The sequence below is a fragment of the Neisseria sp. GT4A_CT1 genome (assembly GCF_000227275.1).
Taxonomy (GTDB): domain Bacteria; phylum Pseudomonadota; class Gammaproteobacteria; order Burkholderiales; family Neisseriaceae; genus Neisseria.
The window spans coordinates 79,312-105,533 of sequence record NZ_JH164969.1; the positions used below are offsets into that span (position 1 = coordinate 79,312).

Annotated in this window: 24 protein-coding genes, 2 tRNA genes and 2 pseudogenes; 18 read left to right on the forward strand and 10 right to left on the reverse strand. The window is 51.4% G+C overall.

Features of this window, described 5'->3' with window-relative positions; all coding sequences use genetic code 11:
- Positions 1-137 precede the first annotated feature (137 nt).
- Positions 138-1,613 (reverse strand): surface lipoprotein assembly modifier, encoded by a 1,476-nt coding sequence (locus tag HMPREF1028_RS10470; RefSeq protein ID WP_009312731.1) that lies wholly within the window; start codon positions 1,611-1,613, stop codon positions 138-140.
- Positions 1,614-1,871: 258 nt separating this feature from the next.
- A complete protein-coding gene (locus HMPREF1028_RS10475; protein WP_009312732.1) occupies positions 1,872-3,245 on the reverse strand; it encodes a Slam-dependent surface lipoprotein in 1,374 nt (457 codons plus the stop codon).
- A 237-nt stretch (positions 3,246-3,482) separates the two neighbouring features.
- On the opposite strand from HMPREF1028_RS10475, the pseudogene HMPREF1028_RS15575 reads away from it, so the two are divergent.
- Positions 3,483-3,667: pseudogene (locus HMPREF1028_RS15575) on the forward strand (hypothetical protein); the annotation flags it as partial.
- A 77-nt stretch (positions 3,668-3,744) separates the two neighbouring features.
- On the opposite strand, the gene aspS reads toward HMPREF1028_RS15575, so the two are convergent.
- The 5 genes from aspS to rpsT form a co-directional block, all read right to left on the reverse strand.
- Positions 3,745-5,553, reverse strand: coding sequence for an aspartate--tRNA ligase (aspS, locus tag HMPREF1028_RS10480; protein ID WP_009312733.1), 1,809 nt, complete (start codon positions 5,551-5,553; stop codon positions 3,745-3,747).
- 26 nt (positions 5,554-5,579) lie between these two features.
- Positions 5,580-6,296, reverse strand: coding sequence for a hypothetical protein (locus HMPREF1028_RS10485; protein ID WP_009312734.1), 717 nt, complete (start codon positions 6,294-6,296; stop codon positions 5,580-5,582).
- A 34-nt stretch (positions 6,297-6,330) separates the two neighbouring features.
- The gene (locus tag HMPREF1028_RS10490; protein WP_003769262.1) at positions 6,331-7,005 is read right to left on the reverse strand and encodes a DUF502 domain-containing protein; all 675 of its coding nucleotides are present in this window, start codon (positions 7,003-7,005) and stop codon (positions 6,331-6,333) included.
- A gap of 158 nt (positions 7,006-7,163) precedes the next feature.
- Positions 7,164-8,384: a phospholipase A gene (locus tag HMPREF1028_RS10495; RefSeq protein WP_003769270.1), complete on the reverse strand. Its 1,221-nt coding sequence runs from the start codon at positions 8,382-8,384 to the stop codon at positions 7,164-7,166.
- A 240-nt stretch (positions 8,385-8,624) separates the two neighbouring features.
- Positions 8,625-8,888: a 30S ribosomal protein S20 gene (gene rpsT, locus HMPREF1028_RS10500; protein WP_002212556.1), complete on the reverse strand. Its 264-nt coding sequence runs from the start codon at positions 8,886-8,888 to the stop codon at positions 8,625-8,627.
- A 303-nt stretch (positions 8,889-9,191) separates the two neighbouring features.
- Between rpsT and HMPREF1028_RS10505 the strand changes: the two genes are divergently transcribed.
- Positions 9,192-10,334, forward strand: a complete 1,143-nt coding sequence (locus tag HMPREF1028_RS10505; RefSeq protein ID WP_003769278.1) for an extracellular solute-binding protein — start codon at positions 9,192-9,194, stop codon at positions 10,332-10,334.
- Positions 10,335-10,747: 413 nt separating this feature from the next.
- Here HMPREF1028_RS10505 and HMPREF1028_RS10510 read toward each other — a convergent pair.
- From HMPREF1028_RS10510 to HMPREF1028_RS10520, 3 genes are all read right to left on the reverse strand, one after another.
- A tRNA-Glu gene (locus tag HMPREF1028_RS10510) sits at positions 10,748-10,822 on the reverse strand.
- Positions 10,823-10,835: 13 nt separating this feature from the next.
- Positions 10,836-10,912: transfer RNA gene (locus HMPREF1028_RS10515), tRNA-Arg, on the reverse strand.
- 131 nt (positions 10,913-11,043) lie between these two features.
- Positions 11,044-12,396: a deoxyguanosinetriphosphate triphosphohydrolase gene (locus HMPREF1028_RS10520; protein WP_009312735.1), complete on the reverse strand. Its 1,353-nt coding sequence runs from the start codon at positions 12,394-12,396 to the stop codon at positions 11,044-11,046.
- A gap of 183 nt (positions 12,397-12,579) precedes the next feature.
- Between HMPREF1028_RS10520 and rsmA the strand changes: the two genes are divergently transcribed.
- From rsmA to HMPREF1028_RS10595, 16 genes and pseudogenes are all read left to right on the forward strand, one after another.
- On the forward strand, positions 12,580-13,359 hold the full coding sequence (gene rsmA / locus HMPREF1028_RS10525; RefSeq protein WP_003761535.1) for a 16S rRNA (adenine(1518)-N(6)/adenine(1519)-N(6))-dimethyltransferase RsmA: 780 nt from the start codon (positions 12,580-12,582) through the stop codon (positions 13,357-13,359).
- 17 nt (positions 13,360-13,376) lie between these two features.
- Entirely contained in the window at positions 13,377-14,105 is a 729-nt protein-coding gene (locus HMPREF1028_RS10530) for an amino acid ABC transporter ATP-binding protein (protein WP_003740819.1), read from the forward strand.
- Between the two features lie 122 nt (positions 14,106-14,227).
- Positions 14,228-14,587, forward strand: coding sequence for a hypothetical protein (locus HMPREF1028_RS10535; protein ID WP_009312736.1), 360 nt, complete (start codon positions 14,228-14,230; stop codon positions 14,585-14,587).
- Between the two features lie 4 nt (positions 14,588-14,591).
- Positions 14,592-15,026: a protein YgfX gene (locus tag HMPREF1028_RS10540; RefSeq protein WP_009312737.1), complete on the forward strand. Its 435-nt coding sequence runs from the start codon at positions 14,592-14,594 to the stop codon at positions 15,024-15,026.
- A gap of 134 nt (positions 15,027-15,160) precedes the next feature.
- Positions 15,161-16,435 (forward strand): bifunctional tetrahydrofolate synthase/dihydrofolate synthase, encoded by a 1,275-nt coding sequence (gene folC, locus HMPREF1028_RS10545; RefSeq protein WP_009312739.1) that lies wholly within the window; start codon positions 15,161-15,163, stop codon positions 16,433-16,435.
- A 12-nt stretch (positions 16,436-16,447) separates the two neighbouring features.
- On the forward strand, positions 16,448-17,668 hold the full coding sequence (locus HMPREF1028_RS10550; RefSeq protein WP_009312741.1) for an SPOR domain-containing protein: 1,221 nt from the start codon (positions 16,448-16,450) through the stop codon (positions 17,666-17,668).
- Entirely contained in the window at positions 17,661-18,167 is a 507-nt protein-coding gene (locus HMPREF1028_RS10555; RefSeq protein ID WP_009312743.1) for a CvpA family protein, read from the forward strand. The genes HMPREF1028_RS10550 and HMPREF1028_RS10555 overlap by 8 nt, the downstream gene beginning before the upstream one ends.
- A gap of 345 nt (positions 18,168-18,512) precedes the next feature.
- The gene (purF, locus tag HMPREF1028_RS10560; RefSeq protein WP_009312745.1) at positions 18,513-20,057 is read left to right on the forward strand and encodes an amidophosphoribosyltransferase; all 1,545 of its coding nucleotides are present in this window, start codon (positions 18,513-18,515) and stop codon (positions 20,055-20,057) included.
- 241 nt (positions 20,058-20,298) lie between these two features.
- Positions 20,299-20,790, forward strand: a complete 492-nt coding sequence (gene greB / locus HMPREF1028_RS10565; RefSeq protein WP_003779860.1) for a transcription elongation factor GreB — start codon at positions 20,299-20,301, stop codon at positions 20,788-20,790.
- Between the two features lie 295 nt (positions 20,791-21,085).
- Complete coding sequence (locus tag HMPREF1028_RS10570) at positions 21,086-21,877, forward strand: formate/nitrite transporter family protein (protein ID WP_009312747.1); 792 nt, start codon at positions 21,086-21,088, stop codon at positions 21,875-21,877.
- 119 nt (positions 21,878-21,996) lie between these two features.
- Entirely contained in the window at positions 21,997-23,019 is a 1,023-nt protein-coding gene (gene dusA / locus HMPREF1028_RS10575; protein WP_009312748.1) for a tRNA dihydrouridine(20/20a) synthase DusA, read from the forward strand.
- A gap of 134 nt (positions 23,020-23,153) precedes the next feature.
- Positions 23,154-23,216, forward strand: a pseudogene (locus HMPREF1028_RS15580) (transposase); the annotation flags it as partial.
- 132 nt (positions 23,217-23,348) lie between these two features.
- Positions 23,349-23,837, forward strand: coding sequence for a group II truncated hemoglobin (locus tag HMPREF1028_RS10580; protein WP_009312749.1), 489 nt, complete (start codon positions 23,349-23,351; stop codon positions 23,835-23,837).
- Positions 23,838-23,887: 50 nt separating this feature from the next.
- Complete coding sequence (locus HMPREF1028_RS10585) at positions 23,888-24,805, forward strand: tetratricopeptide repeat protein (RefSeq protein WP_009312750.1); 918 nt, start codon at positions 23,888-23,890, stop codon at positions 24,803-24,805.
- Between the two features lie 70 nt (positions 24,806-24,875).
- Positions 24,876-25,679: a tetratricopeptide repeat protein gene (locus HMPREF1028_RS10590; protein ID WP_009312751.1), complete on the forward strand. Its 804-nt coding sequence runs from the start codon at positions 24,876-24,878 to the stop codon at positions 25,677-25,679.
- Between the two features lie 84 nt (positions 25,680-25,763).
- On the forward strand, positions 25,764-26,222 hold a 459-nt coding region (locus tag HMPREF1028_RS10595; RefSeq protein WP_009312752.1), incomplete at its 3' end, for a tetratricopeptide repeat protein.

Sequence of the window (26,222 nt, forward strand, 5' to 3'; positions counted from 1 at the left end):
GTAGGTTGCAGCAGATGGGGAAAAGTATGGGGTGGGGTGTTTGCTGTTATTAAAACTTATTGAATGAGGTCGTCTGAAATTCATAAATCCTTATTTTCAGACGACCTCTTTATGTTACTATCTATCCTATAAACGCCTCAAAACTGTTTTTTCACGCCCAGCATGATTTCGTTTTGGCGGTAGCGGTAGAACACGGAATTGCTTTTGACGGTGGTGTGTTTGAAGCGCAGTTCGGGGTAGAAGCCGCCGATGTGCCATTGTCTGAAGCCTGCGGCGGCGAGCCAGACGGTTTGGCGGTCGCTGCGTCTTTGTCCGTCTGCGGCGATGCCTGCGCGGTCGTAGAGGTTGCGCCGTTTCATAACGAGGGCGTTGAGGTAGGTGCCGTTGTCAAACAGGGTGTATAAGCCTGTGCGGAGGGTGTATTCGCGGTGGTCGGATGTGCCGCCGTTGTATGTGCGGCGGGTGTAGTCGGAGCCTGCGAACACGCCGGTTTTCGGGGTCAGGGCGTATTCTGCGCCTAAGCCTGTGCGGTATTCGGTGTAGTCGGCGGCGTAGGTTTTCGCGGTGCCGCTGTGGCGGTAGCGTTTGCCCGACCAGTCGGCGTTGACCTGCCATTTGGGGTTGATGGTATGCGTCCACGAGGTTTCGGCGCCGTAGGCGTTGTAGTAGGTGTGGCGGTTGCGCCGTTCGTGTTCGTAAACGGGCATCAGCGAGAAGCGGCTTTGTGCGTCGGCGTATTCGTAACCGGCAGACAGTGTGCCTGTTTGGCTGCCGTAGTCGGACAGGGCGGCGTCTGTGTCTTTGCGGCGGTAGTGCGTGCCGTAGGCGAGGAGGTTGGTTTTGAGGCTGTGGTGTCCTTTAATGGGGGTGATTTTGCCTGCGCTCAGGCTGTAATTCCATACGGGGGAACGGATGGGGTCGGGCAGGTTTTGGTAGGCGAGGCATTGGCCGTCAAGCGGCAGAATGCAGCGGACGGAGCCGTCGGATTGGTTGATGTTGCTGTTGTAGCCGTAAGCGATGCCGATTTGTCCGTGCCAGCGGCTGCGTTTGTCGATTTCGCCGAGGTATTGTCCGATCAGGGCGCGGGTTTCTTCTGGGATGTCGGCGGCTTGGGCGCGGGCGAATGCGCTTCGGGCTTCGCGGTTTTGGTTGTCTTCGGTATAAAGGCGCGCGGTTTCGAGCAGGATGCGCGGGTTGGCGGGGTCGAGTGCTTCTGCCGCTTGCAGGTTCCGTAAGGCTTCGGCGAGGCGTCCTTCGGCGCGTTGTTTTAAACCGAGTACCAATTTGGGTAGGGCGGGATTGTGGCCGGGCAGGGCGGCGTAGCGCGTGGCGAAGCGTTCTGCCTTTTTCCATTGACGTTCGTTAATGGCATGATAAATCGCGCTTTCCAGCTCTTCGGTATTGTTGCCTACGGTGTAAATCTGACCGCCGATACGGATGTATGCGTCGTCGTTTTCGATGTCGCCTGCGGGTGTGCCGCCGTCCAGCCAGCCGCTTTCCCGATATTGCTGCTGCACGCGCCCGTTTTCTTCGGACAGGCGGCGCAGGTCGTCACTGTCTGCGTGGGCGGACAGGGGCAGCAGGGCGAGCAGGAGGAGGCAGGATTTGTTCATTCGTTTTCTTTCGGGCTGGTGTGTGGTGGGTAAATTTCGGACGAGGCGGGTTTGTGGCGAAGCGGAGCGGTCGTCTGAAAAGATGCGATTTTGAATCTTGCTTTGTTTTTAATTTGTTTCCGTTTTCAGACGACCCTTGAGGTAATGGGAAGCACAAAAGGTCGTCTGAAAACGGAAGCCGCAGAAATCCGTCCGCAGCTTGCCATAAAACGGGGAAAGCACGGCAATCCCGGCCTTCCCCGTTGTTCTATCGACGGTTTATTGTTTTACGCCGCCGAAGGAGATGTCATCGGCGCGGCTTTCCGTACTACGGGTCGCAATACCCGCCAATGCGGCGGCATTTTGACCGTAGAACTGACCTTTGATGCCTTCGCGGTTGCGGGCGGCATCAGAGGCGAAAGTACCGTTGCGGTTGTCGATTTTCACGCCGGCAAAGTCCAGAGTGTCGCTATGGCGCGCCAGTTTACCGGCCATGCTGCCGCTGTCGCCCGAACCGAAATAGGCTTTGACGGTACCGGTATAGATATCGCGTTCGCCGGCTTTATGACCGTTGACACCGACTACGTTGTAAGTTGCGGTTGCCAAGCCTTTGGTGCTGCCGGTCGGGTTTTTGCCATAGAACCAGGCGGGATGAGCGTTGCCTTTGACATGCGCAGTAGCGGCGGCTTCTGAAGCAGGCGCCCATTCGCCGAAGAACACATTGCCCGAAGCGGTCGGGATTTTGCCGACGGTCAGCAAGCCTTTTCCTTTGCCGTCTTCAGTGTTCAGGCTGAACAGCTCGATCTGATTAATGCGGCGTTCGCGGATGACGCGCTCGCCCTTGCCTTCGATTCTGTCGATAACAAACAGGATTTCTTTGTTTTTCAGGTTGTCGGCATCAGCAACGCGGACGGAATTTTTGACTGTGTATTGAGGTTTTGCCACTGCGTTGTTTGGATTGTAGGCAGGAGGTGCGTCGGCTGTGGTCATGACGCCGACAGGTGTTGTCGAAGTACGTTTGCCATAAATTGGCTCAGAGTAAGGGAAGTTACCATTGTTGACGATGGGTTTAGACGGAGGAGGCGCAATCGGTTTGCCGATAGGGCGGGCAGGAGGTTGGGAGGCTGTGCTCATCACGCCGCTGTCCGGTATCGAAACATTGCCGTCGATTGGCATGGAGTAAGGGAAATCTTGGTTAGCCAATGGCGCACGTTGTGGAGGAGGCGCAGTCGGTTTGACCGGACGTGCAGGAGGCAGGGTTGCGCCCGCCAGCGTCATTACGTCGTCGTGTGCTTTCAAATAAGGTTTGCCGTCATTGGCTGCGTTGGGGTTGATTGGCATGGAGTAAGGGAAATTTTGGTTAGCCAATGGCGCACGTTGTGGGGGAGGCGCAGTCGGTTTGACCGGACGTGCAGGAGGCAGGGTTGCGCCCGCCAGCGTCATTACGTCGTCGTGTGCTTTCAAATAAGGTTCGCCGTCGCGCGCTGCGTTAGGATTAATCGGCATGGAATAGGGGAAATTGTGGTTGTCCAAAGTGCTGCGTGCGGGAGCAGAGGTGGGGCGGGAAGCGTCATATGCAAACGCAGAATGCGCTGTGATAACCGCCGTCGCTGCAAAACAGGTTTTTAGAATAGAGGAAGTTATTTTTTTCATAGCAATACTCTTGTCGATAATTAATCAGGATATTGTCTGTATGCGTGCAACAATAAACTGCTTGATGAAACAAGCTGATACATACAGGGGAGGCGAGGATAGCATGACAAGGGGGAAATGTAAAAAATTACTGTGGGATTATGAATATAAACTGATATTACTCAATTAGATTAAATTTAATAGGGCGATTTGCCCATGACTTGATGAGTGTCGGAGGATTAAAATAGAAAATGCCCGCTTACTGACATTCAGTATAGTGGATTAACTTTAAATCAGGACAAGGCGACGAAGCCGCAGACAGTACAGATAGTACGGAACCGATTCACTTGGTGCTTCAGCACCTTAGAGAATCGTTCTCTTTGAGCTAAGGCGAGGCAACGCCGTACTGGTTTAAAGTTAATCCACTATACATCCGTGATGAAAAAGGTCGTCTGAAACCCGTATAATAGGTTTCAGACGACCTTTTGGCTGTCAGGTGTTGTCCACCTGCTTTTAAAAATTACGCTTCTTTATTTTCGGTCGCTTTTTGGCGCAGGCGCAAGCTCAATTCTCGCAGTTGTTTGTCGTCCACCGCATTGGGCGCGTTAGTCAGCAGACATTGGGCGCGTTGGGTTTTCGGGAAGGCAATCACGTCGCGGATGGATTCGGCGCCGGTCATCAGCGTTACCAGACGGTCGAGACCGAATGCCAAACCGCCGTGCGGAGGCGCGCCGAATTTCAGGTTGTCCAAGAGGAAGCCGAATTTTTCCTGTTGCTCTTCGGGGCTGATTTTCAGCGCGGCGAACACTTTTTCCTGCACGTCGGCACGATGGATACGGATGGAACCGCCACCGATTTCCCAGCCGTTCAACACCATGTCGTAGGCGCGGGCCAGGCAGTTTTCAGGATCGGATGCCATCAGGTCTTCATGGCCTGGCTTGGGCGAGGTGAACGGATGGTGCATGGCTGTCCAGCGGTCGCCGTCTTCGTCGTATTCGAACATTGGGAAATCGACGACCCACAAAGGTTTCCATTCGTCCACGAAGTAGCCGTTTTCCGCGCCGTGTTCCAAGCCGACTTTGATACGCAGCGCGCCAATGGCTTCGTTCACGACTTTGGCTTTGTCTGCGCCGAAGAAGATGATGTCGCCGTTTTGCGCGCCGGTACGCGCAATGATTTCTTTCAGGGCGTTTTCAGACAGGAATTTCACGATTGGAGATTGCAGGCCGCTGTCTTCGCCGTTGGAAAGGTTGCTGACATCGTTCACTTTGATGTACGCCAGACCTTTCGCGCCGTAGATGCCGACAAATTTGGTATATTCGTCGATTTCTTTGCGGCTGAATTTCGCGCCGTTCGGTACGCGCAGGGCAACCACGCGGCCGCCTTTCATGTCGGCTGCGCCACGGAAGACTTTGAATTCTTCCGTTTTCATCAGGTCAGTCAGCTCGGTGAATTTCAGGCTGATGCGCATATCGGGCTTGTCGGAGCCGTAGTAGAACATGGCTTCAGAGTAAGGCATGCGCGGGAAATCGCCCAAATCCACGCCCAATGCGTCTTGGAAAACTTGTTTTGCCATGCCTTCGGTGATGTCCATGATTTCATCCTCGTTCAAGAACGAGGTTTCCAAGTCGATTTGGGTGAATTCAGGCTGGCGGTCGGCGCGCAAGTCTTCGTCGCGGAAGCACTTGGTGATTTGGTAGTAACGGTCGAAACCTGCCACCATCAACAGTTGTTTGAACAATTGCGGCGATTGCGGCAGCGCGAAAAACTCGCCCGGATGAACGCGGCTCGGCACGAGGTAGTCGCGCGCGCCTTCGGGAGTAGAGCGGGTCAGCATCGGGGTTTCGATGTCGATGAAGCCTTGCGCGTCGAGATAACGGCGAACGCCCATAGCGACTTGATAACGCAGGCGCAGGTTGCGCTGCATCACCGGACGGCGCAGGTCGATAACGCGGTTGGTCAGGCGCACGTTTTCGCTGATGTTTTCGTCGTCAATTTGGAACGGCGGCGTAGCAGCAGCATTCAAGACTTCGATTTCTTTGGCAAGGATTTCGATTTTGCCGGAAATCATTTTGTCGTTGGTCGTACCTTCGGGACGGTTGCGCACGCGGCCGGTAATGCTCAAAACGTATTCGTTGCGGGCGGAATCGGCAGTGGCAAACGCTTCGGGCGTATCGGGGTCAATCACGACTTGGACGATGCCTTCGCGGTCGCGCAGGTCGATAAAAATCACACCGCCGTGGTCGCGCCGGCGGTGTACCCAGCCTTTGACGGTTACGGTTTGGTCTAAGTATTGCTCGCTGATTAGGCCGCAGTAGTTGGTACGCATAATATAAATCTTTCTTAATTGTATGATTAATCTGAAATATTTTGAAATTTGGTTTCATACTCTAAACGGGCTTTATCGTTTAGCAGCATAACACTAGTAAATATGTCGCGATTATAAATATTAATAATCCCTTCTGCTGGATATTGGCAGTCCATTGTCGCTGCGTCATTAATACTTAACTCCCTACGACTATACGGTTCCAGCATCCTTGTTTCAGTATATGTGGCTTCAATATTATCAGGACTTTGGATTTTCCATATTTTCTTTTTTAAGATGATGGGTTTGTCGCAGGCATGATCTCCTCCTACGCCTTCAAAAATTTCAATTTCACTACCATCTTTACTAAAACTATATTGCTGTTTCAGTTTATTTAATAATTGTTGAAAATTTTGGTATTCATTTTCTTTGAATTTAAATCCACTTGTTTCATCACTTACTTCCCAGGGAGAGGATAAGATTTCAACCCTATATAATTTTCCTTTTTCAAAATATACATTTACCCAGTCAAAGTTTGCATAATTTGATTTTATATTTTGGAAGATAATTGGATCAGCCGGAGGATAAAAGGAACTTGAGTCATCACTTGGCTGGACTTCTCTCCCTCCTAATTTTTTAATATGGCTAATAATAGATAATTTATTGTTACCTATTTCAAAAAAATCTATACCTGTAATTAAACTTGAGTCAGATGCAAATGTATTGCTTGATAGAAAGACTAAGCAAGAAATTATCCACTTTTTCATTATTGGTCTTTTAACTGATTAATTATATGTATTTTCATTTTTCACTATGGTGGTTAAGCTGTTTCATAGATACTTCATCCGGCATCACCATACCCAGCGAAATCACATATTTCAATGCTTCGTCCACGCTCATATCGAGTTCGCGCACGTCGCTTTTTTTCACCATGATGTAATAGCCGCCGGTCGGATTGGGCGTGGTCGGCACATAGACGGAAAGATAGTCGTCATCGTGCGGCAGGCTGCCTTTGAGTTTGTCGGGAATATGCCCTGAAACAAAGGCAATCGTCCAAATATCGGGTTGCGGGAATGGAACCAGCACGGGCGTTCTGAACGAGCGGCTGCTGTCGGAGAGCAGGGACTCGGATACCTTTTTAACGCTGGAATAGATGGACTTGACGACGGGAATCCGTCCCAACAGGCTGTCCCATGCGGCGAGGATTTGACGCCCCAAAACGTTGGCGGCGAACACGCCGGTCAGAAATAAGACGACGATGGCGGCAATAATGCCCAGGCCAGGAATATTGAATCCCCAGAAATATTGTGGCTGCCATTGCTCGGGCAGCAGGCTGATCAGCCGGTCGGCGGCTGATATGATATAGCTGACCGCCCAAATGGTTACGGCTATCGGCAGCCATACCAGCATGCCTGTAATCAGATATTTTTTTAATGCCTTGGCAACTTTTCCGCCTTCGGCCGTTTGTTCTGTCATCTTCTGTGTTATTCCGACAAATATCGCCCAAACGTTGCATTATACGCGTTTGGGCGATAGGAAACGAGTGTTTTTAATATGGGGAAGGTGTTTGTTTTGCTTTCAGACGACCTGCGTGCAACATGATGTAAAAGGTCGTCTGAAAACGGGGTTGGGCATCAAATTCCATCCCAGTCGTTGAACATCAGACCGATGCCGATGCCGTTTTGTTTGTGGTTGTAATCAATCAGGCTTTCGCCGTAGCCGTGAAAGCCGCGCACAACGCCTTTGAGTTTGCCTTTAATCGGGAAGGTATAGGCGGCTTCAACCGCGCCGTGTCCGGTTTTGGGATTGTAGCGCAGCAGGGACGAAATATTTTGTTTGTCGTTCAGACGGTATTGCAGCTTCAAATCGCCATAACCCATATAGTCGGTAATGTCGGGATTGTCGTTGTTTTCACCGGTCTGATCAAAGGCGCGCATCCACACGCGCGGGATGACGGTCAGTTTGCCCCATTCCATCCCCGCCAATGCGTAAACGCGGTTCCATGAGCGGGATTCGGGTCGGCTTTGTCCGTTGGATTGGTGGACGAAGCCTGCGCCGACCATCCGCAGTTTGCCGCCGAACGGCAAATCTGCCTTCACGGGTTGGGTCAGGAAGATTTCGGGTTCGTAATCGGTGTTGCGGAACGGTGCGGATTTTCTGCCTTGGTTGTAAATCTGCCAATCGGATTTTTGGGTGTAGCCGAACCACAAATCCGCGCGGGTTTTAAACAAATCTTCGGCAATTTTGCTTTTGAACGAAACTTGCAGTTTGGTTTCTATGTGTTTCTGTTCGCTGAATTTTTCCTGATTGGTCGTGCCACGCGAAGGGGAGTGGGGATGAAGGTTGGGCGAGCTGTTGTACCATGCGGGCATCAGGTACATGGGATTGTGCTCGCGCACGCTCAACAAGCCGCGCGAGTCGTTTTTGTCCAAATCGTACATCAGGCTCAGCGGCGTGTAGGCATCGGCTGCGGTGCGTAGATTGTCTTCCGAAAGGGTGGATTGCTCTTTATTTTCGTCAAACACAATCGTCGCCGCCTTTTTCTCACGGCTGGTGCTGATGGTTTTGGGCAAATCGACCGGCGCTTTGGCGGTTTCTTCGCGAATGACGGGCAGCGGTGCTTGCGGCGGCAGTTGAGCTGAGTAAATGCTGTCGTAACACGCCAAACGGGTGGCATTGTCTTGAATGGAGGTGCATTGCAAAGCCGTGTCGGCATAGGCGACAGGAGCGGCTGTTCCGCCGATAAGGATAAGCATCAAAGCGCGCCGACATTTGGATAATGACGGTTTTTTGTTCTTTAGGGCATCGCTTTGCGCCAAATTGTGTTTCAACATCTTGTTCATCATTTCATTCATGGGATTGCCGATTGGGTGTTTTCAGACGACCTTTTGCCTGAACATCGGGATTAATCGTTTGAAAAGCAGATCAAGCCGCATTTTACCGCCTTGTGCCTTCTTTACGGCAGGTCGTCTGAAAAGTTTACATCAACTTGCACCACATACGGCAATGCCCCTGAAAGGTTAAGACCTCAGGGGCATCGTTATCTGCTTACCTGTCCCGACGCGGTAACACGCCAAGGCGATGGGCGAAAAAGATTAAGCCAATGCTTTTACTTTGGCAGACAGACGGCTCTTATGGCGGGCTGCTTTGTTTTTGTGGAATACGCCTTTGTCAGCGATACGGTCGATGACTTTGACGGACTCTTGGTAAACTGCTTGAGCAGCAGCTTTGTCGCCGGCTTCAACTGCTTTCAACACTTTTTTCACCGCGGTACGGAATGCAGTACGCAGGCTGGCGTTGTGGGCGCGTTGTTTAACCGATTGGCGGGCACGTTTGCGGGCTTGTGCGCTGTTTGCCATATTGAATATCTCCTGAAAAAATAAATTCTGTAAACGCGCAATTTTAAAGACAGATTCCTCTATATGCAAGTATTTTCTCTGTTCGCGCGCGCAAATCGCCCGTATTTTGCCCAAAAACGACATCTTGTGCAACGCCGTTTTCCCGAGCCTAAGAAATCGTGCCTTATTTCAATAAAAATCAGTCAGATATTGCTTTGAGTTCTCACCCACTTCCATTACAATAGCCCCGCTTTGCGCCGGGGTATTGATGGGGTGCAGAGTGTTCATTTTCCGTTAACAATCTTTCATCAGGAATCTGCCCGTATGAAAAAATCCGTATTAGCCGTATTGGCGGCATTGTCGCTGGCCGCTTGCGGCGGTGGCGAGAAAAAAACCGAGCAACCTCAAGCAGGCAGCGCGCCTGCTGCCAATGCCGAAGCAGCCGCCACCGATACTTTGAACATCTACAACTGGTCGAACTACGTTGACGAGAGCACCGTTGAAGACTTCAAAAAAGCCAATAAGCTGAAGCTGACCTACGACCTTTACGAAAACAACGAAACCCTCGAAGCCAAAATGCTGACCGGCAAATCCGGCTATGACTTGGTCGTTCCCGGTATCGCCTTCCTGCCCCGCCAAATCGAAGCAGGTGCTTATCAAAAAATCAATAAAGACCTGATTCCCAATTACAAAAACATCGATCCCGAATTGTTGAAAATGCTGGAAACTGCCGACCCGGGCAACCAGTATGCCGTTCCTTATTTCTCCGGCGTCAACACTTTGGCAATTACAGCAAAGGGCAAAGAACTTTTGGGCGGCAAGCTGCCTGAAAACGGTTGGGATTTGCTGTTCAAGCCTGAATACACCAACAAGCTGAAATCATGCGGTATCGCCTTGTGGGACACGCCGAGCGAAATGTTCCCGATTTTGCTGAACTACTTGGGTAAAGACCCCAAAGGCACAAATCCTGATGATTTGAAAGCGGCGGCGGAAGTGCTGAAAGCCATCCGTCCTGATGTAAAACGTTTCAGTCCGTCTATCATTGACGAACTGGCACGCGGCGACATCTGTCTCGCAGCGGGTAACGGCGGCGACTTGAACTTGGCGAAAGCCCGTTCCGAAGAAGTGAAAAACAACGTCGGCATTGAAGTTTTGACGCCGAAGGGCATGGGCTTCTGGATTGAATCTTGGCTGATTCCCGCCGATGCGAAAAACATCGCCAATGCCCATAAATACATCAACTACACACTTGATCCCGAAGTGGCTGCGAAAAACGGCATTGCCGTTACCTTCGCGCCCGCAAGCAAACCGGCACGCGAGAAAATGCCTGCCGAATTGGTTAACACCCGCTCCATCTTCCCGAATGCTCAGGATATGAAAGACGGTTTTGTGATGCCGCAAATGAGTTCGGATGCGAAGAAACTGTCGGTTAATCTGTGGCAGAAGATTAAAGTCGGTTCGAACTAATGGTTTGATGTTTTGAAGTGAAAGGTCGTCTGAAAACCTTGAATTGGGGTTTTCAGACGACCTTTGCTTATGTTGGTTTCGTGGTGGGGCGGTTGTATAGTGGATTAACTTTAAACCGGTACGGCGTTGCCTCGCCTTAGCTCAAAGAGAACGATTCTCTAAGGTGCTGAAGCACCAAGTGAATCGGTTCCGTACTATCTGTACTGTCTGCGGCTTCGTCGCCTTGTCCTGATTTAAAGTTAATCCACTATATATGGATTTGACTTTAATGTGATGTTCTTTTGTTTTATTTTGCGGTGGTATTGGTTGTGATTTGGTTGTCTTGTGTTGATTTTAAATTGGGTTCACTCTGTTTGTAATGATTTGAGTGATAAAGAAAAAGCACAGTTTAATTAAACTGTGCTTTCAGAATTTGGCACGCCCACGGGGAATCGAACCCCGGTTACCGCCGTGAAAGGGCGATGTCCTAACCGCTAGACGATGGGCGCGGATAAGTTTTGTTGGCGCACCCGGAGCGATTCGAACGCCCGACCCTCTGGTTCGTAGCCAGATACTCTATCCAACTGAGCTACGGGTGCATTTTCATCACTTCGCGACTGCGTCGTGAATCAAGAAGACCGAATAATATACAAGCTGTCGGCGGCTGTCCAGTATTTTCTGGATAAAAATATTTACAATAAAATAACAATATGAAAATAAAGGATATTAATTATCGTAAAATGCCCAATCCCGATAAATCTTGCGCCATTTTTGCGGCGGCGTTGTCTGTCATGCCGCCGACAAAATCTAAGATTTTCATGTAGGCGCGATACAGGCTGTCGGTTTCTTGGATGGGGTCGTGGTTTTTTAACAGATCAAGCGCGAGGGATTGGCGCACATCGACCTGTTTTTGCGCAATCATGGCGTATGCGGCGGGAACCAATAAATCCAAAATGGAACCGAGACACGGGAAAGTGGCGATTTCGGTCATGAGTTTGGTGCGGTGGCGGAAAATGCGCGTGCGGGCAAGTTCTTTCGCTTTTTCCAAGGTGTTTTGAACCTGCGGGCTGCACAACGCCAACAGGTCTTTGCCTTTGAAGTTGCCGTTTAGCAGGTCGGATTGGTGCATCATGAAGGTTTGGGCGACGTCTTCTATCGCTTTGCCGATGGCGATGCCGCGCAACATGGCGCAACGCTGGCGGCTGGATTGCGCGTGCCAAGTGCTTTCTTCAAACGTGAGTTCGGATAATACGCTTTCGATTTCAGCGTCGCTCAGCAAATCCAGTTCGACCGCGTCTTCCAAGTCTAAGAGGGCGTAGCAGATGTCGTCGGCTGCCTCCATCAGGTAGGAAAGGGGATGGCGTACCCAGCAGTCTTTGCCTGATTCAATCAGCCCCAATTCATCGGCAACGCGACGGATGAAGGGTAATTCGGTTTGGTAAATATTGAATTTTTTTCTTCCGTTGGGGTGTTGCGTGGTCCAAGGGTATTTCAGCAGTGCGCCTATGGCGGCGGATGTCAGGCGCATGCCGCCTGCGTCGGGATACATTTCCAAACTTGCCGTGATGCGCAGGCTGTGGGCATTGCCTTCATAGGTTTGGATGTCGTTGCGTTCGGCGTCGTTTAATGTCTGTAAAAACGGCTGGTTTTTGGGATTGCGGAACCAGTCGCGCAATGCGTCTTCTCCGGTGTGTCCGAACGGCGGGTTGCCTAGGTCGTGCGCAAGGCAGGCGACTTGAACGACGGCGCCGATATCGCTCGGCGTATTGTTTTCCGGTAAAAAGCCGCCTGCCTGCAGCATCACGCCTACGCGGTTGCCGATACTGCGCCCGACGCTGGCGACTTCGACGCTGTGTGTGAGGCGGTTGTGGGTCAGGTCGTGTTCGGCTAGAGGGTGAACTTGGGTTTTACGTCCCAATCTGCGAAATGCGCCGGAGAACACGACGCGGTCGTAGTCGATATGGAAGTCGGTGCGCAAAGCATCGGCACCTTCTTGGGTGGAAGGCGTGACGGTCGGGATGATTTCGCCGTTTTTCGTGCGGAAACGTTGTGTGGAGAGTAGATTTTTCCAATTCATCTGCATGAAATTGCTCCTTGCGGGTTTTCAGACGAGCTGTGTAGGATGGATTGGATATTACTGCATTGCGGGACGGTTTGAAATCCCGATTGGCGTAGGGCGGCTGCTTGGGTTGCGGGTCTGAACAGGACTTTGTTTTTCAGTTACAATACGCACTTATTATAATGATCGACAGTTTGAAGAGACGCGATGAAAGAACATAAGGCCCGGAAACGCTTCGGGCAGAATTTTTTGCAGGACACGCGCATTATTGCCGATATTGTCAACGCCGTGCGTCCGCAGGCGGATGATGTGGTGATTGAGATCGGTCCGGGCTTGGCGGCGATTACCGAGCCTTTGGCGAAAAAGCTGAACCGCCTGCACGTTATCGAAATCGACCGCGACATCGTACGTCGTCTGAAAACGCTGCCGTTTGCGGATAAGCTGGTGATTCATGAAGGCGATGTATTGCAGTTTGATTTCAACAGCATTGCGGGCAAAAAGAAAATCGTCGGCAATCTGCCGTACAACATTTCCACGCCGCTTTTGTTCAAGCTGGCGGAAGTGGCGGACGATGTCGTCGATATGCACTTTATGTTGCAAAAAGAAGTGGTCGAGCGCATGGTTGCCGCGCCGAAAAGCAACGACTATGGCCGCTTGGGTGTAATGCTGCAATATTTTTTCGATATGGAGCTGCTGATTGATGTGCCACCCGAATCGTTCGACCCTGCGCCGAAAGTCGATTCGGCGGTGGTGCGCATGATTCCGGTGAAACACCGCATCGGTAAGGCAGACGATTTCGAGCATTTCGCCAAACTGGTGAAACTCGCCTTCCACCAACGCCGCAAAACCATACGCAACAATTTGAAAGAGCTTGCCGGCGACGAGGATTTGCAGGCAGTCGGTATCAGCCCGCAAGACCGTGCCGAACATATCGCGCCGGAGAAATATGTGGAACTGAGCAATTATCTCGTCCGTAAGGTCGTCTGAAAACATCTGGAAACAACATGATTAAATTCAAAAACGTACATAAACATTTCAAAGACCTGCATGTCATCAACGGCGTCAATCTGGAAGTGAAGCAGGGTGAAGTGGTGGTGGTTTGCGGACCTTCGGGCAGCGGCAAATCGACGCTCATCCGTACCGTCAACCAGCTTGAAAGCATTGAGAGCGGCGAGATTTGGGTGGACGGTATCAATGTTGCCGATCCGCAAACGGATTTGAACAAGGTGCGTGAGGAAGTGGGTTTTGTGTTCCAAGGCTTCAATCTGTATCCGCATCTGACCGTATTGGAAAACATCATCCTGTCGCCGATGAAGGTGAAAAAACAAAGCCGCGAACAGGCTGAGGAAAAGGCGATGGAATTGTTGGAACGCGTGGGTTTGGCGCATAAAAAAGATGCTTTCCCCAGCCAGCTTTCTGGCGGACAGCAGCAGCGCGTGGCGATTGCGCGCGGGCTGGCGATGGAGCCGCGCGTGATGCTGTTTGACGAACCGACTTCCGCGCTCGACCCGGAAATGGTCGGCGAGGTGTTGAAAGTGATGCAGGACTTGGCGGAAAGCGGCATGACCATGATGTGTGTCACGCATGAAATGGGCTTTGCGCGCGAAGTGGCCGACCGCATTATTTTCGTGGACAAAGGGCAGATTTTGGAAAACGAAACGCCTGAAGAGTTCTTTACCAATCCGAAACACGAACGCGCCAAACAGTTCTTGCAGCAAGTGATGACGCATTAACAGCTTGTCAAAAGGTCGTCTGAAAGACAGATTTAGGCTTTCAGACGACCTTTGGCGAATGCAACCGATAGATATAGACGGTAAAGAGGCCATTTCTCATTTTGCCGTAGCAAAGGAAAACCATGTATTTTGTTGACCGTACCGCCGTCGTGCTTAAGCCGACCGCCCGCTTTTTGGAATGGCTGAAATCCGCCGATGAAAATATGCCCGACCTGACCATCGAGCAAATCCGTGCCAACTGCTCCGTATTCCTCGTGCCGCAGTTTGACGAGCCGGAAGAGGTGATTGCCTATTTTGACGAACGCTACCAACAGATTTTCGAGGCGGAGTTCGCAGGCTGGGACATCGACAAAAGCAAGTGGCCGCAAGACATGAGCCTGAAGGCGTTTTGGGAATTTTTCGATACCGAAATCCACGATATGGTTTTGGACATGGAAGAAGCGGAATTGAGCATTACGCCCGTGTTTGACAATATGATGTAGGGCGATGCGCGCTTTTCAGACGACCTTGAAGCCGTCCCGTTCTTTAAAAGCCTTGTCCGTCTTGTTGCATTTGTCCGCAGTGGCCGTGTGCCTGATATGGTTTTACGGCTGGATGATGTGGTTCGGGCTGGTGGCGTTGGCGGGCAGTTTTGTCCACGCTTGGCGCGTGGTGAATTTGCGGACGGCGGGTGCGGTAAAGAAAATCGCCATCGACCGCCATGCGCGCGCTTCCGTGTTTTGCGGAGACGGAGAAGGGCAGGGCGCGGTGTTGGACGGTGCGACGATGCTGACTCCTTACGCTTTGTTTTTACAGTGGAACGCCGACGGTAAAACGATACGGCAATGCGTGACGCCCGATATGGCGGATAAAGAATCTTACCGTCGTCTGAAAGTTTGGGCGCGCTGGTGTCAGGCTCAGAATGCCGGGCATCCGCTTTAATTCAACAAGGCGATTTCCCGCCTTGTCCTATACAAATTAAACCCAATATAAAAATAGTCCACACAAGTAGCAGTAACCGTCCCCATTATTCCGAAGCGACGGTTTCAGACGACCTTTTGAAAAACGAAACACACATGAAAACATTACAAGACTGGCTCTCGCATTTGGAAACCGCCCACAGCGGCGGCTTAATCGACATGGGCTTGGAACGCACGAGCGAAGTGAAAAAACGCATGAAGCTCGAGCCGCAATGCCCCGTCGTCGTTGTCGCGGGAACAAACGGGAAAGGTTCGGTCTGCGCCTACCTGACGCAGATTTACAAACAGGCAGGCTTCAAAGTCGGTACGCTGACCAGCCCGCATTTATTGCGTTACAACGAACGCATCGCCGTCAACGCCGAGCCGGTTTCAGACGACCTCATCACCGCTTCCTTCGAGCGCATCGAAGCGGCGCGCGGCGAAATATCGCTGACTTATTTTGAATTCAATGCCTTGGCGGCGGTCGATATCTTCATACGCGAACAAGTCGATGTGATGATATTGGAAGTCGGTTTGGGCGGACGTTTGGACGCGGTCAATGTGTTCGACTGCGATTGCGCGGTGGTTACCAGCGTGGATTTGGACCATCAGGCGTTTTTGGGCGATACGGTCGAGCAGGTCGGCTTTGAAAAAGCAGGCGTGTTTCGTAGCGGCAAACCCGCAATCTGCGGGCAAAACCCCGCGCCCGAATCGTTGGTCGCACACGCCGAAGCCATAGGCGCGAAACTGCTGATGGTGCAGCGCGATTTCGATTTTTCCTCATTGGAAAACATCCAATGGAACTACCGCTTTCATCCGCAGCATTCAGACGACCCCGCGCGCAACCGAAATTCCCTGCCGTTCCCCGCATTGCGCGGCGCATACCAGCTTTCCAACGCAGCCTGCGCGTTGACCGTGTTGGAATGTTTGAACGAAAAATTGCCGGTGGACATCGGCGCCATCAAACGCGGTTTGCTGCTGGTTGAAAACCCCGGACGCTTCCAAGTCCTGCCAGGCCGCCCGCTGACCGTTTTGGATGTCGGACACAACCCCCACGCTGCCCGCGCCCTGCGCCGCAGCCTGATTAATTTGGCGTTTGCGCAAAAACGCACCGCCGTGTTCAGCATGCTGTCCGATAAAGACATAGACGGCGTGTTGGAAATCGTTAAAGACCAGTTTGACGAGTGGTATATCGCGCCTTTGGACGTGCCGCGCGGCATGACGGCGGAAGCCTTGCAGGTGAAACTGGAAGCACAAAATATCGAAAATATACAAACTTTTACCTCTGTTCGAGAGGCGTACCGCGCAGCTTTGGCTAAGGCGGGCGAAAATGATAGAATCGTTGTTTTCGGCTCATTTCATACCGTTGCCGACGTAATGGTGGCGTTGTAAAAGGAAATCTCCATGTCTGACAATAAGCAAAATGAAGTTCTGACCGGTTACGAACAGCTCAAACGCCGCAACCGCCGCCGCTTGGTTATGGCATCGGGGTTGGTGGCGGCATCGACCGTTTTATTGGGTGTCGCCCTGTCAACCGGACCGGAAAACAAGCCAGAAGAAAACGCCCAAACTACAACCATCCAACAGAATAATGCCAACGCAGAACCTGCCAACCTGGCGGATGCGACCGTGTTGGAACCCTCTACCAAAGAAGATTTGGAAGCAGCGGCAGAAGCGGCTAAAAATGCCGATGCCGAAGTAGCGGACAAACCGCAGGAAACCGCCGCGCCGGAGCAAACTGCGCAAGCCGAGCCGCAACCTGATGCGCCGCAGGCCGCGCCCGAAGATGTAGGCCCGCCTTTGGTGCTGATTAACGATACGCTGTCAGACAGCGACATCAAAGGTTTGGAAGAGTCTGAGAAAATCCAAAAAGCCGAAGCCGCCAAACGCGAAGCAGCCGAGCGCCGCGCGGAAGAGCGCCGCCGTAACCGTGAAGAGCAGCGTAAAGCGCAGCAGCTTCAAGCCCAAGAAGCAGCGGAACGCGAAGCCAATGCCGCAGCGCGTAAACGCGCCCTTCAAGCTGCCAAAGCCGAGAAGGCGGAACGTGCCGCCGCAGCCGAACGCAACAAGCTGGCACAGTTGGAAAAAGCCGAGAAAGCCATTGCCGAACGTAAGGCGTTAAAAGCCAAAGAAGAAGCGGCGGCGAAACACAAAGCGGCAGCGGAAAAAGCCAAAGAAACCGTCACAGTATCCGCATCCGAACCTAAAGAAAGAATTCGGGTAGATGCTTCCAAATACGAAAAAATCGAAACAGCCAACAAAAAAGCTTCCGCGGTAAGGGAAGCCGAAGCGAAAGTTGCCAAAGCCAAAACCGAGCAGACGGCCAAGGCAGAGAAAACCGCTACTGCCGAAAGGTCGTCTGAAAAGGCAAAAACCAAAACCGCCGAAGTCAAATCAGGTAAAAAAGCCGCCATTCAGGCTGGTTATGCTGAAAAAGAACGCGCCTTGAGCCTGCAACGCAAAATGAAAGCAGCAGGTATCGACTCAACCATTACCGAAGTGATGACGGATAAAGGCAAGGTTTACCGCGTCAAATCGGGCGCATACAAAAACGCCTACGATGCCGAACGCGACTTGAACAAACTGCGCGTACACGGTATTGCCGGACAGGTAACCAATGAATGATATTCCGTTAGCCGACATACTCGCCTTCGGCGTGATCGCGGCGTGTATCGTGATGTCGATGATACGCGGCGTCATTGCCGAAGCGGGTTCGCTGTTTGCGTGGGTGATTTCATTCTTGTTGGCTAAAACATTTGCCGTGCCGTTTTCGGAAGTGGCGTTCAAATCGATTCAACCGCGCGCCTTGGGCGTTGCCATTTCGTTTGTCGTGATTTTCTTTTTGGCGCGTTTTCTACAGCAGTTTTTACGCACCATACTGACCAACGCAGCGTCATCGATGGGCTTGGGCAGCGTCAACAGAGTATTGGGCGGCGTGTTCGGCGCAGCCAAAGGCGTATTGTTGGTCACTTTAGCGGTCATGGTCTGCGCCCACACCGATTTGCCGGAAACGGAAGATTGGCAAAGCTCGTACAGCATTCCTTATTTCCAATCATTGTCTGAAGTCATCATGCCTTATCTGCCCGGTCAGAAGGAAAAGGCGGAAGATAAGGCGGAATCGTAAATCCACCGGTTTCAGACGACCCCGATTGCATCGAAGGTCGTCTGAAACCGGTTTTTCATGAGTTAAAAGTTCGGCAGCTATATTTGCCGAACGCGCTGCTGATAGTCTGAATCTCCGATAGAGGTATGGGCGGGGTGATGGTAAGGTGATGAAATAGAAGCGTTTATAGTGAAGTTGGATTTAATTTTCGATGCTTCGTGTCGTCGGACTGATTCATCAATCAGTCATGGTCCGAATCTGATTTCAAACTGAACGGGCGAATGATTGTCAACAATTTGGGCAACTTTGTCCGATTTATTCTATAATTCTGTTTTCCAAGTTAACCTCGAATTCGGAGAAGACGATATGTGCGGTGTATTAGGTTTGGTCAGCCATGAGCCGGTAAACCAGCTTCTGTACGACGGTTTGCAGATGTTGCAGCACAGGGGGCAGGATGCGGCGGGCATTGTGACGGCGGAAGGCAGCACGTTCCATATGCACAAAGGCAAAGGCATGGTGCGCGAAGTGTTCCGCACACGCAATATGCGCGATTTGATCGGCAACGCGGGCATCGCCCACGTCCGTTATCCTACGGCGGGCAACGCAGGCAGCAGCGCGGAGGCGCAGCCTTTCTACGTCAGCTCGCCTTTCGGCATCGTTTTGGCGCACAACGGCAACCTCACCAATACCGCCGAACTGTATGAAAACGTGTGCAACAAACACCTGCGCCACGTCAACACCAGCTCCGATTCCGAAGTTTTGCTCAACGTATTCGCACACGAATTGCGTCGCGAAGTCTCTAAAAACGCCAATCCCCACCGGCTCAATATCGACAATATTTTCAACGCCGTTGCCGAAGTCCACCGCCTGGTGCGCGGCGCATACGGCGTGGTTGCCATGATTGCGGGCTACGGCATGCTCGCTTTCCGCGATCCTTACGGCATCCGCCCGCTGGTGTTGGGTTCGCAAACCGACGAGGCAGGCAGAAAATCCTATGCCGTCGCCTCCGAATCCGTTGCCTTCAATGCGCTTGCCTACGATTTGGAACGCGATATCCAGCCGGGCGAAGCGGTATTCGTCGGCTTTGACGGCACACTGATTGCCCGTCAATGCAGCGACCGCGCCAAACTCAGCCCCTGCCTCTTCGAATACGTCTATTTTGCCCGTCCCGACTCCGTAATCGACGGCGTATCGGTTTACCAATCGCGTTTGGATATGGGCGTGTCCTTAGCGGAAAAAATCAAACGCGAGCTGCCCGTGGACGACATCGACGTCGTGATGCCCATTCCCGACACCAGCCGCCCCAGTGCGATGGAACTTGCCGTCCACCTCAAAAAGCCTTACCGCGAAGGTTTGATTAAAAACCGCTATATCGGCCGCACCTTTATCATGCCCGGTCAGGCGACACGCAAAAAATCCGTGCGCCAAAAACTCAGCCCGATGGAAACTGAGTTTGAAGGCAAAAGCGTATTGCTGGTGGACGACTCCATCGTGCGCGGGACGACCAGCCGCGAAATCGTCGAAATGGTACGCGCAGCGGGCGCGCGCAAAGTCTATATCGCTTCCGCCGCACCCGAGGTACGCTATCCCAATGTGTACGGCATCGATATGCCCACGCGTGAAGAATTGATTGCCAACGGGCGCAGCGCGGCGGAAATTGCCGCCGAAATCGGCGCGGACGGCATCGTTTTCCAAAATTTGAGCGATTTGGAAGCCGTCGTCAAAGCACTCAATCCGAAAATCGAATCCTTCGATTCGTCCTGTTTCAACGGCATCTATCAAACCGGCGACATCGACCAAGCCTATCTTGACCGCCTGTCCGCCGAGAAATCCGGCTGCGGCGGCTTGAAAGTCCACCCGAGCAGGATGGAACACAGCATCAGCATCAGCGATGCGGGTGACGAAGAATAAAACCGGTTTGAACGATTAAGGCAAAAGGTCGTCTGAAACGGGGTCATGTTTCAGACGACCTTTGTATAGTGGATTAACTTTAAATCAGGACAAGGCGACGAAGCCGCAGACAGTACAGATAGTACGGAACCGATTCACTTGGTGCTTCAGCACCTTAGAGAATCGTTCTCTTTGAGCTAAGGCGAGGCAACGCCGTCCTGGTTTAAAGTTAATCCACTATATTATTTTTAACGGCAAGATTATGAGTACCGAAACCAAAAACTACATCACGCCCGTCGGTTGGCAGGCGTTGAAAGACGAGCTGTATCAACTGGTCAATAAAGAGCGTCCCGAAATCGTCCAAATCGTCAACTGGGCGGCAAGCAACGGCGACCGCAGCGAAAACGGCGACTATCTTTACGGCAAACGCCGTATGCGCGAAATCGACCGCCGCATCCGATTCCTGACCAAGCGTTTGGAAGCCGCCGTCGTCGTCGATCCCGAATTGCGCGAAGCGACCGACCAAGTGTTTTTCGGCGCAACCGTCGGATTGTTGCGCGGCGACGGGCGCGAGCAAACCGTTAAAATCGTCGGCGTCGATGAAATCGATACTGCGCAAAACAAAATTTCTTGGATTTCGCCGTTGGCGCGTTGTTTGATTAAAGCGAGGGAAGGGGACGAAGTCGTCTTGAATACACCGGAAGGGCGCGAAGAGATTGAAATTTTGTCGGTGGAATACATACGGATTGATTGAGCGGCAGCCAGTGTCATGCCGTATTTGTTGTGATGAAAAGGTCGTCTGAAAACATCAGGGTTTTCAGACGACCTTTTGTTTGAAGCCGCCACTTCGCAAACTGACCTGTCCGCTGGATGTAATAATCTTTCTTTTGAGCCAAAGCAAGGCGGCGCGACCTCATTTTAGGTTTAATACACTATTGTTTTTTATCCGATAAGACCGTAAACCGGCATCCCCCGACACTGCCCTACCGCGACAGTTTTGCCGTCTTTCAAAAGCGGCGTTCCCACCTCAATCCACTTTAAGGAAAATCATGGCTTCGCGCGATTTATACCCACAGGAAATTTTACAGGTCGTCCTCGATAAAAGCTGTGCCAAGGCACAATCCAGCGTTTCCACGCTGGCGGTTTTGAGCGTTTTGGCAGGCGGATACATCGGCTTCGGTTATCTGGCTTATTTGAAAGTGGTCAGCGGCATTCCGCACGAATGGGGCGGCTTGGCGACTTTGCTCGGCGCGGCAATGTTTCCCATCGCCTTGATCTGCATCCTGCTCGGCGGCGGCGAGCTGGTAACGAGCAATATGATGATTATGTCTTTGGGGCGTTTGGCAGGGCGGATTTCCACAAAAATGCTGCTGCGCAACTGGGTCGTCGTGTGTCTGGGCAATTTGGCGGGAACGCTGGCGATGGCGTTTTTCCTCGGACACTATGTCGGCATGACTGAAGGCAGCGTGGCAGAAAAAACGATTGCGGTGGCGGAAGCCAAAGTCCATATGGATTTCGGCAGGGCTTTCGTCTCGGCGGTCGCGTGTAACTGGATGGTGTGTATGGGCGCATGGCTGCACTTTGCCGCCAAACATACGGCAGGGCGGATGTTGGCGATTTGGTTTCCTGTGATGATTTTCGTGTTAAACGGTTTCCAACACCTTGTCGCCAATATGTTCGTCATCCCCGCCGGTATTTTGGCGGGCGCAGACATCACATGGGGGCAGTTTTTCTTCAACATGATTCCCGTGTTTTTAGGCAATGTCTTCGGCGGCGCATCGTTTGTCGGCGCGTCGTACCTTTATACTTATAAAGATACGCTGAAAGATTGCGCCGAATAATCTGCCTTTGAGCATACAAAACCTGCTTCAAAAAGCAGGTTTTGCCGTTTCAGACGACCCCCGAGCCGATTTTCGACACAGTCCGTCTGATATAATGCCGCCTCAAAATAATCAGATACATGAAACACATGACTCAAGCCTCCCTCCCGCCCCGCCGCCTTTCCGTCGCCCCCATGCTCGACTGGACGGACCGCCACTACCGCTACCTCGCCCGCCAGATTACCCGCAACACATGGCTTTACAGCGAAATGGTCAATTCCGGCGCCATCGTCTATGGCGACAAAGACCGCTTTTTGATGTTCAACGAAGGCGAGCAGCCGGTCGCCCTGCAACTGGGCGGCAGTGACCCGTCCGATTTGGCGAAAGCAGCCAAAGCCGCCGAAGAATACGGCTACAACGAGGTCAATCTCAACTGCGGCTGCCCCAGCCCGCGCGTGCAAAAAGGCTCGTTCGGCGCGTGTCTGATGAACGAAGTCATGCTGGTTGCCGACTGCCTCAACGCCATGCAGGACGCAGTAGGCATCCCCGTTACCGTTAAACACCGCATCGGCGTCGACAGGCAGACCGAATACCAAACCGTCGCCGATTTCGTCGGCACGCTGCGCGACAAAACCGCCTGCAAAACCTTCATCGTCCACGCCCGCAACGCATGGCTGGACGGACTCTCCCCCAAAGAAAACCGCGACGTTCCGCCGTTGAAATACGATTACGTTTACCGCCTCAAGCAAGAGTTTCCCGAGCTGGAAATCATCATCAACGGCGGCATCACCACCAACGAAGCAATCGCCGGACACCTGCAACACGTTGACGGCGTAATGGTCGGACGCGAGGCGTACCACAACCCGATGGTCATGCACGAATGGGACAGGCTGTTTTACGGCGATACCCGCAGCCCGATTGAATACGCCGATTTGGTGCAGCGCCTCTACACATACAGCCAAGCCCAAATCCAAGCCGGACGCGGCACAATCTTGCGCCACATCGTCCGCCACAGCCTCGGGCTGATGCACGGCCTGAAAAACGCCCGCACTTGGCGGCGTATGCTTTCCGATGCGACGCTGTTGAAAGACAACGACGGCAGCCTGATTCTCGACGCGTGGAAAGAGGTCGAGCGGGCGAACGTATGGGAACATCGCGGATAAGTTGATTTTCGATTGCCGCTGTCCGGCAGCTGAAAATCGGTTCTCCGCCGCAAAAAAACAAAGGTCGTCTGAAAACGGAACAGGTTTTTAGAAGACCTCTCTTTATCCCATATGACACAATCGGCCCAGTCTATTATAGTGGATTAAATTTAAATCAGGACAAGGCGACGAAGCCGCAGACAGTACAGATAGTACGGAACCGATTCACTTGGTGCTTCAGCACCTTAGAGAATCGTTCTCTTTGAGCTAAGGCGAGGCAACGCCGTACTGGTTTAAAGTTAAGCCACTATAAAATCCCCGTTTCAGACGACCTTTAAAGAAAGAACAATATGTATCACGCATTCGGCGGCGCGGCAGGCGTACGCAACCTGACCGACCGCTTTTACGACTTGATGGAACTCGAGCCGCAATACCGCGCCCTGCGACAAATGCACGGCGAAGACATGACGCTGATTCGCGAAAAACTCTACGAATTTTTCAGCGGCTGGCTCGGCGGCCCGCCCTTGTTCGAGCAGAAATACGGCCATCCCATGCTGCGCGCGCGGCACATGCCTTTTGCCGTGAATATGCAAGTACGCGACGAATGGGTCGCCTGCTTCGCCCAAGCCATGAATGAATTGGAAATCGGCAAAGACCTCGCCGAACCCGTCCTTATCCGCATTTTTGCGATGGCGGACTGGATGCGCAACCAAAACGAAGAAGGCGTAGAACCGCCTATGCCGCCGATGGCGGTCGATCCCGCAATCCGCATTCCCGAGCTGAAAAACGTCTTAAAGCAATACGGTGTAGACGGTTATTTTAGGGAATTTGCAGACTAAGGTTCATCTGAAAATGCCGATATCGATTAATGAATACAAGAGAGTATGTAATGAAAAAATGGTTAGGAAAGATCGCAATTGTTTTGTTTGGATTAGGGCATATGGCTAATGCAAGTAACATCCCAAATTTTGCAGAAACAGAACTAGAGGCAAAACAAGGCAATGCTGCATCGCAATTTAATTTAGGTTTGATGTATTACTCAGGGAAAGGAGCGCCCAAAGATTATAAACAGGCAGAACATTGGTTCCGTAGAGCAGCAGAGCAAGGAGACGTGGATGCGCAGACCAATCTAGGAGGGTTGTATTATCAGGGAAAGGGTGTTGTCCAAGATTATAAGAAAGCTAAATATTGGTTTCAAAAAGCTGCTGCACAAGGCTTTGCTAAAGCCCAATATGATTTAGGATTAATCTATTTTTTGGGTAAGGGTATAGAGCAAGATTACGGGCAAGCAGCTCAATGGTATGAAAAGGCAGCAAAACAAGGATATCTTGATGCTCAATATGATTTAGCCATTATGTATGATAACGGATTAGGTGTCGGTAAAGCACCTGAGAAGGCGTTCCAATGGTATCGAAAGGCGGCGGAGCAGGGAGATAATCAAGCACAATATACCGTAGCTACAAGATATATGCATGGTTTAGGCGTGCAAAAAGATTTTAAACAGGCGGTGCTATGGCTACATCGTGCAGCAGATCAAGAAAATATCAAAGCTCAATTAGATCTTGGCGTGGCTTACAGCCATGGATTCGGTGTTCGTCAAGATGATAAGCAGGCACTGTATTGGTATCGTAAGGCAGCAGAGCAGGGGATTGGAGAAGCTCAATATAATTTGGGTTTGATGTATGAAGAAGGGCAAGGTGTATCCAAAAATCGAAAAGTTGCCAAAGAGTGGTACAAGAAGGCCTGTGATAATGGATTACAAGATGGTTGCAATGACTACCGACAGTTGAATAACGAAGGACATTAAACCTTTCTCAAAGGTCGTCTGAAACACATAGATAAACCAAGAAATAATCTGAATAAAATAGGATTTTAAGATGAACACATTATTGAAAAAAATGATGTTCGCCTTGCTGGCTGTGGGCATGGGGCAGGCAGCTTGGGCGGATGATATTCCTGATTTTAGGGGAACCCTTCAAGCGGCGGAACGGGGAAATGTGAAAGCTCAAAATAATTTGGGTGTAATGTATGAAAAAGGGCTGGGTGTCCATCAAGACTATACACAGGCAATGAAGTGGTATCGTAAGGCGGCAGAACAAGGGGCTGCCACAGCTCAATATAATTTGGGATTGCTGTATGCCAACGACTCCAGTATCCATCAAGACTACGCACAGGCGGCAGAATGGTATCGCAAGGCTGCGGAACAAGGGCATCCCTCTGCTCAAAATAATTTGGGTGCAATGTATGCCAATGGGCAAGGAGTCCGTCAAGATTACTTACAGGCAATGGAGTGGTATCACAAGTCGGCAAAACAAGGGTATGCTCCGGCCCAAAATAATTTGGGTGTAATGTATGAAAAAGGACAAGGTGTTCGTCAAGACTATGCACGGGCAGTGGAATGGTTTCTCAAAGCAGCGGAACAAGGGACGGCTACCGCCCAATTTAATTTGGGTTTGATGTATGAAACAGGACGAGGCGTCCGCCAAGACTATGCACAGGCAGCGGGGTGGTTTCGTAAGGCTGCGGAACAAGGGGATGCCTATGCCCAACATAATTTGGCGCTTATGTACGCGTTTGGTCGAGGCGTCCCCCAAAATTATACAATTGCCAAAGAATGGCTTGGCAAGGCTTGTATCAATGGAGATCAGCAAAGTTGTGATAATTACCGTACATTGGATTAAGTAGGATAATGAAGCCTTTTCCCAAGGTCGTCTGAAACACATAGACAAACCCAAAAACATTCTGAATAAAAAAAGGATTTTGAGATGAACACCTTATTGAAAAAAATGATGCTTGCCTTGCTGGCTTTAGGCATAGGGCAAGCGGTTTGGGCGGATAGTGTGCCGGATTTTAAGGAAACGCTTCAAGCTGCAGAGCAAGGAAATGCCGATGCCCAATTTAATTTAGGTGTGATGTACGACACTGGGCAAGGAGTTCGTCAGGACTATGCACAGGCAGTGCAGTGGTATCGCAAGGCGGCAGAACAAGGGATTGCAGAAGCCCAATATAATTTGGGTGGGATGTATGTCGAAGGGCAAGGTGTTCGGCAAGATGACGCTCAGGCGGTGCAGTGGTATCGCAAGGCAGCAGAACAAGGAATTGCAAAAGCCCAATTTAATTTGGGTTTTATGTATAACAATGGGCAAGGAGTTCGTCAGGACTATATGCAGGCAGTGCATTGGTATCGCAAGGCTGCAGAGCAAGGAAATGTCAATGCCCAATTT